This window comes from Erwinia endophytica, from assembly GCF_009295515.1.
In the GTDB taxonomy this organism is placed as follows: Bacteria; Pseudomonadota; Gammaproteobacteria; order Enterobacterales; family Enterobacteriaceae; genus Erwinia; species Erwinia endophytica.
The window spans coordinates 21,610-28,068 of sequence record NZ_RQVV01000027.1; the positions used below are offsets into that span (position 1 = coordinate 21,610).

Sequence of the window (6,459 nt, forward strand, 5' to 3'; positions counted from 1 at the left end):
CCCGACCAGCAGCGCAGGCTCCCAGTCGTTGCCTGCAGGGCTTTTGCCGTTGCCATCTTATTGCCCCTCCGCGGATGCTTCCGGGCCGACTGCGAAGAGAGATCCCGGCAGGCTGAACCCCTTGAGTTTCAGCAGAGACAGTGGCCCGTCACCCAGCTCACTTCGCATAATAAATTTCAGCGGATTACCGTCAGGGGTGATCCACACCAGCTGGGTCCGGCTGCTGTCGAGCGGGGTGATCAGCGCTTTATCCAGCAGGCGAATAAAGCCCCAGTTGCCCTGATTATGCTCGTACAGACGCATTTCGGTGTTCACACTCCGCCAACTGAGCTCCACGCCGGGATAGTACGTATTACCCGGCCAGGTAAAGCTTTGCCAGCTCTCCATCTGGTTGAAGTAATCCAGGTTCTGTCCATCCAGCACCAGCTGTATACGCGCCACATCACGCGACGGCCGGGCCATCAGCTCGAAGTGAACCCCGGCGTCACCCTGCGCAAAAATAATGTCTGAAATATCCGCCAGCTGGTTGATGGCCGCCAGGAAAGCCGGATTCACCGTCATGCCCTGGCTGGCCGACGGATCCACCACCCAGTGGTTGCCTTCCTGATGCAGGATCCCGCCGAGATTCGTTTTCAGGAAGGTGGCAATGCGACCCGAGTCACCCCGCAGGAACTGTGCCAGCAGCGGGAGTGAGGCATCGCTTCCGGTGGCCCTGAATGGATAGCGCCCGGCAAACGCCGTGTTCCACTGCGAGACAATGGTGCTCTGCCAGCGTGCATTCAGGCTGCCTGCCGCCGGGGCAAGCACCTGACGCCAGGCCAGTTCCAGCGGCTGAACGAACAGCGCCTGACCAAAGCCATTCCATTCCTGCCCGAGGCTTGCGGCAACGAGGCTACCGTAGTCACGGGTGTCCGTCAGATCGATGGCTTTACCCTGGAAGACGGTCTGGGCCAGCATCTGGGCCATCGCCTGCGGATCCGGCGCACTGGTCACCTGCTGTAATTTCAGTCGAACCTGGGTCACACGGGCCAGCCAGGACTGGAAGCTCAGGTTACCGTTACTGCCGGTGCCGTCCCTGCCAGCCATCAGACCGTTCAGTGGACCAAAAACATCATCCAGTGGACCTTTTGGCCCCTGTGCTTCTGCCACAAACTGCTGTGCGCTCTTTTTGCTGCCGACCAGCTTTTTGGCAGAATCCACCAGAGAGTCGGCAAGCCGCTGACCTTTGGCGCCGGTCTGTCCCTGCCAGGCGAGTGTGTTCATCAGTGCCACCAGGGGAGACTGGCGTACGTCAGCCAGCAGGTTCAGTTGCGCTATCGCTTCGGACAGCGAGCTGGCCTCCTGCCACTGGATGCTGTTGGTCATGTTCAGCCAGACATTACCAAAATCAGTAAAGTAACGCTCGGTCAGGCGCTGTTTAAGGGCTTCCGGTGAGATATCACTTCCCGGCTGATGGGTTTTGTCGGTCAGCACCCAGTCAATTTCATCGCGCCGGGTTTCCACCACCTCATCAATGGCGTTCTGCACCTGCTCTTCCCACGCCTGACGGGTGAACATCCCTGGCACCACTTCCTCTGTGCTGAACAGGGTTGAGGCATCGGTATCGCCGATCATATCCGCCAGCGTCAAATCTGGCCAGTTACGGGCGATACGCTGCAACATCTCCTGATACAGACCCGACTCGGCATTACGCTGCCCAATCTGTTTAAGCAATATCTGACGGACGGTGCCGACCAGTTCCGCATCGGGTTTGATCTTCCATTCCGGATGAGCAGGCAGATTCTGGGCAAAGAAGCCCAGCAGTTTCGGGGCCTGAGTCTGCCAGGCGCTGGCGGACACACCGGCACGTTCCGGCCAGGCCGTCAGCATACTGGCGGCAAGCCAGGGCGCGTCGGCTTTATCCGGGCGGGCCAGCATCAGGTAACCTTTCAGCAGGTTATAAGTCTTCCGGGTCGCAGCGGTTCGCGCATCACTGCCCGGTGGCAACTGTACAAAGGCATTCAGCTGACGGTGAAGTTCATCTGCCAGCGCATCACGCATCAGCACCTGATTATTACGGGCATACAGCGGCCAGAGTGCATTCAGGGTTTCGCGGTCCTGATTCAGACCGAAGCGGGTATACCACGGCGCACCGTGCGCTTCCCGGTTCTGCAGACGGGCAATCGCCTGCTGTAACACCAGTTGGTTACGCAGACGTTCGGCAAGGGGTTGTCGGGTATCGGCCGCCACACGGGCGGTTTCCTGTGCCTGATAAATCTGGTCACGGTTGACCACCAGGGACAGCAACGTCCCGGCCCCCCACAGCAGAACCAGCGTCAGCAATACCAGACGCAGCACACGCTGCCAGTGAAAACCGATTTTACGGGGATGAACCTGCAGGCAGTCTTCTTCAAGCGCCTGCCACGCAGGATGGCTTAAGCGTGCATGTGGCAGTGTGGCGGTTGCCGCCAGCGCAGGACTGAACATCATACCGCGCAGACAATAAGGCGCGGGCCCGGTCATCAGACTGGTCAGCAACGGGGTCAGTTGCTGCTTAAGACGGCCGCGCAGTTGATCGGACAGCCTCATCAGCCAGCTATGGCGGGTATCATTCAGCAGGACCGGCATACCGGCCTGCCGCAGACGTGATGAAAGGGAGGCCAGCGACGCAACGGCCGCCTCCGGTGCTGTACCCGGACCAAACAATGAACCGGTTGCCGGAACACCTTTCCCTTCCTGACCCCAGGCCTCTTCACGAATGAACCACAGCCAGAGCGGTGCCTGCCAACCCAGCGTCGCATCACTTTTCTGACGGCTGCGCACCAGCGTATCCAGTGCGGCGGCATCCGGAAGTGTTGCGCAGTCCATCACCTGCACAATGCCGTCCACAGGGCGCTGCGGGCGCACCTGATTCAGCACCTTAACGAACTCAGGGTCCGGCGTGGCTTGTGCCTGCCCGGCATGGATCAGCACAATGCCGTCATTTTCCTGCCAGTGGTCACGCTTCAGCCCCGGGACCACTTTTTCAATATGCTCATCGGTACCCTGAACCAGCAGCAGGCGGACTTTGGATTTCCAGCGGCGTTGATAACGCAGGCGGAGGTGATCAATGAGGGGACCGGCGGTGAAACGCGTGGTGTCTTCATCGGTATACGGCGCATCAGGCTGGGAAGCGGTGACAGCACTGTTTTCTGGCTCAATATCCTGATTACCACCGCTTTCACCGGCCGCTGCCATTAATTTCTCAGCGAACCATCCGATAATAAGAATAATGATGACAAGCGTCAGGCAAAAGACGACCACACCAGGATGGCTGTAAGGCCCCACGCGTACTGCACTGGCCGTCTCTTCCGGATAGATCCAGAGAAAACAACCGAATATGCCGGTGATGCAGAGCGCAAAGAAAACAATGGAGGCAAGTGCTGAAGGTCTGTTCATAACGAGCGGTAACAATCCCTGATTATTATTCCGGAGTGACAGCGCAGAGCTGTCGGAAGTCTGATGAAGATTCGGTCACAACCATCTGCGCTTCACGGTCAGCAAGGCACTGGCGGGTTGCGAGGATTAAGGCCTGCCACGGGGCCGCGATACCGGCAAAACCGGCTACAGCGTCAATATTGACGTAACGCTGGACGGTCAGTTCCGGGGCATAAATGTCACAGGCGTTGCTGAGTGCATCGCTGGATGCCAGTGTACCACCCGTCACCCAGCCCCGAAGTGGTGTGCCCTTTTCAAGCCCCGCCCACAACATCGCGTAACGCAGGGCATGCCCCAAATCACCATTGTGACTGATTTGCGGGCGATGGAGACGTACTGATACCGGCGGTGTATCTTTAAGACGACAGTTCGTCATCAACACCACCGAAATGGCTTCCCCGGAATCATTTTCAGGCAGATCATTCAGCTGTACGCTAATAACCAGCAGCGCCGAGGGTTTTTCGTAGTGGTAATCAAGCCAGTAATCGATAATGCGTAACCCTGACAGGTCACGGATACGGATAACTGGACGGCTAATCTCAGATAACCAGCTCAGAGAAAGGTCCGGCAGGTCTTCAGCCACGTCCAGCGCCAGATAACAGGTCATGGACGAAGGCAGTGAGTCCAACAACTTGTTGATGCGTCCGGCCATCTCTGCCTGAAGGCTTGTCAGCATATCGGGAGCATTTTCCCCACCGGGCAAGCGGGAGTGCCTGACTGGTTTTTCGGCACCACGGGGGACCACCGGCTGGAGAATGGGTGATTTGCTGAATGCCGCTTTTTGCGTGGGCTTATACTCGCGCTCAAGGGCATTCACCAGAAACTCACCGGTAAACCAGGCAAATCGCTGCCCACGCACTTTATCGGTAGCATGGCGGACTTTGATGGTTCTGTTTGCGGCATCCTGACCCACGCACTGATATTTGTATCCAGCCCGACGTGCCGAGAACATGGCCCCCCAGATAAGCAGCGGGAGCACAACAGCAAACAGCCAGAATCCGGGACCTGAACGTTCACCCTGCCAGAACAGGAACGTCAATCCCATCCCTGAGATCAAAACAGCAGCACCAAAGATTAACCAGCGTCGGATCACCGGACGCGGTGGTCTGGCTTTTTTTTCCGGGATCTTTTCCAGAACAACAGGCATGATCACCCCACCAGTGCGTCAGGCAGGGAACTGATCAACGTGCAGCCGCAGGCGCATTTATGACCATGGAACGCCACCGGGATCCCGTTATCGAGATAGTCCGGGTTACCTTCGGTAATGACAGTGGGGCCATGTCCTTGTTGTGGACAGGACACTTTGTCGCCTTTACGGGCAACGCCGATACCACCAAAAATCATGGTAGAAGAGCCTGACAGCACAACCCCACCATGAGTGGTTTTGTCTCCGATTCGAATAATTCCTTGCATGAGTAGTCCTTTTAAGCCATAGCAGGATAGATTTTTCCATTTAATTGAATGCTGTGTGTTCGATATTAATGGGCACTAATTTAAATCAAAGTCATCAGATTTAATCCAGCGCGACACATTCTTACCTGTTGAGGGCTTATAATTAATTTGATAGAACTCCCCATCATCTGACATGTCAGTCAATGTAAAAGTATCGCCTTTGATTAAATAAGCTTTGGTTTTTTTCTTATTATCAGGCTGGGAGTATAAGAATGACTTTTGAATTGAAATAACACCATTTAATATTTTCCTTGAAGAAATTTTTTCACCTTCTGATAACAACTCTTTACGAGATTCAATTCCGTTTGTAAAATAAATCCTTTTTACTTGCTGACAATCAGCACAAGAATCCGTAAAAAGCAACACCCAAGGCTTTCCTGGTGCGACTTGATATACATCATTATACCATATTCCTTGATCCCGCCTTGAACTCACTACACTGCTTTCTGTTTCTGATATATTGCACAATTTTCCATCTTGGCCTGCAGAAGGTCTGTTTTCTATTTTACCCGCTTCTATTTTGAAGATTACTGAACACTTGTTAACATCACTCTCACTGCTTAAAAATAAATATTTGCCATTCACAAGCGTAGCAATGTCGATTTTTGAATACCCATTCGCAATGAATTGTTGTGCTGAAGCAGGCAATGGTAATCCACCGCATGATTTTTCCGTACACATTTCAGCGTAACTATTTGCACATACACCAATTAAATATAGTGCGATCAGCAAAGGAAGTTTTCTAATTGTCATTATTCTAGCCCCCATTCTTTTTTTATTGTATTGAAGTATGATTGTCTTTCAGGCAATCCGTTCTGCCCACCATTGACAGCAAGAGTAACCAACTCTACGTTATTTTTCTCATTATCTATTAGAATGTTAACATCTCCTTTGGCATCATACTTTTTGTGAACGGCACCATTGTTCCGCCAGAACCAACAAGATGCTTTTATTGCATTGCTCATTACCGATGCCACAAGCTCAAATTGATTAACACAGTCAACACCTGAATATGCAGAAAAATGTTGGTAATTCTTTTTCCACGTCAATTGAATCAATCCTCTTCCTTTATATCGAGGGCCATCACCTATAATGGTGTTACCATTTTTAATGGCATCCCTATGTTGCCCAAGATCATAATTGTGGCCTGAGCCGAACTCTAAAGTCGTATCAAAATGAGCGGACTCATGCAAACATTGAGAAAGAAAGTGAGCTTTGTGATAAGCACCAGTAATACCATACGCAATTAATTGCTCATTAAATTGACTCACAAAACTTTGCTTATCAAATTCAAAAACATCAGGATAATTATTTTTGAAGTGAGTGGCAAAAGCCTTACCACCTCTTTTCCCGGTAAACCATGGATTTGTATGTCCTAGAAGTTTTTCAACTAGTTCAACAGTGATCTCATATTCCGAAGCCCCTTTTATAGCTGAACAAAACATCACCGGATGCATATGCCACACAGCTCCACCCGACGTAAAGGGCCCGACCTCGCTCATCCATTCCATATCGTCCAGCCACTTCTTCGCAAAATCAATTCGCAGGGTG

The 6,459-nt window shown here is 52.7% G+C and carries 5 protein-coding genes; all 5 read right to left on the reverse strand.

Features of this window, described 5'->3' with window-relative positions; translation table 11 throughout:
* Nucleotides 1-57: 57 nt before the first annotated feature.
* A complete protein-coding gene (locus EH228_RS09660) occupies nt 58-3,417 on the reverse strand; it encodes an ImcF-related family protein (protein WP_152321471.1) in 3,360 nt (1,119 codons plus the stop codon).
* Nucleotides 3,418-3,442: 25 nt separating this feature from the next.
* Nucleotides 3,443-4,603 (reverse strand): hypothetical protein, encoded by a 1,161-nt coding sequence (locus tag EH228_RS09665; protein WP_152321472.1) that lies wholly within the window; start codon nt 4,601-4,603, stop codon nt 3,443-3,445.
* A gap of 2 nt (nt 4,604-4,605) precedes the next feature.
* A complete protein-coding gene (locus EH228_RS09670; RefSeq protein WP_152321473.1) occupies nt 4,606-4,869 on the reverse strand; it encodes a PAAR domain-containing protein in 264 nt (87 codons plus the stop codon).
* Nucleotides 4,870-4,944: 75 nt separating this feature from the next.
* On the reverse strand, nt 4,945-5,661 hold the full coding sequence (locus EH228_RS09675) for a hypothetical protein (protein WP_152321474.1): 717 nt from the start codon (nt 5,659-5,661) through the stop codon (nt 4,945-4,947).
* A partial coding sequence (locus EH228_RS09680; protein ID WP_338030649.1) for a glycoside hydrolase family 19 protein occupies nt 5,661-6,459 on the reverse strand: 799 nt, incomplete at its 5' end. The genes EH228_RS09680 and EH228_RS09675, both read right to left, overlap by 1 nt.

Excerpts from the sequence above, each read along its gene's own strand:
- EH228_RS09660 (WP_152321471.1), bottom strand. The coding sequence starts at position 3,417 with ATGAACAGACCTTCAGCACTTGCCTCCATTGTTTTCTTTGCGCTCTGC.
- EH228_RS09665 (WP_152321472.1), bottom strand. The coding sequence starts at position 4,603 with ATGCCTGTTGTTCTGGAAAAGATCCCGGAAAAAAAAGCCAGACCACCG.
- EH228_RS09670 (WP_152321473.1), bottom strand. The coding sequence starts at position 4,869 with ATGCAAGGAATTATTCGAATCGGAGACAAAACCACTCATGGTGGGGTT.
- EH228_RS09675 (WP_152321474.1), bottom strand. The coding sequence starts at position 5,661 with ATGACAATTAGAAAACTTCCTTTGCTGATCGCACTATATTTAATTGGT.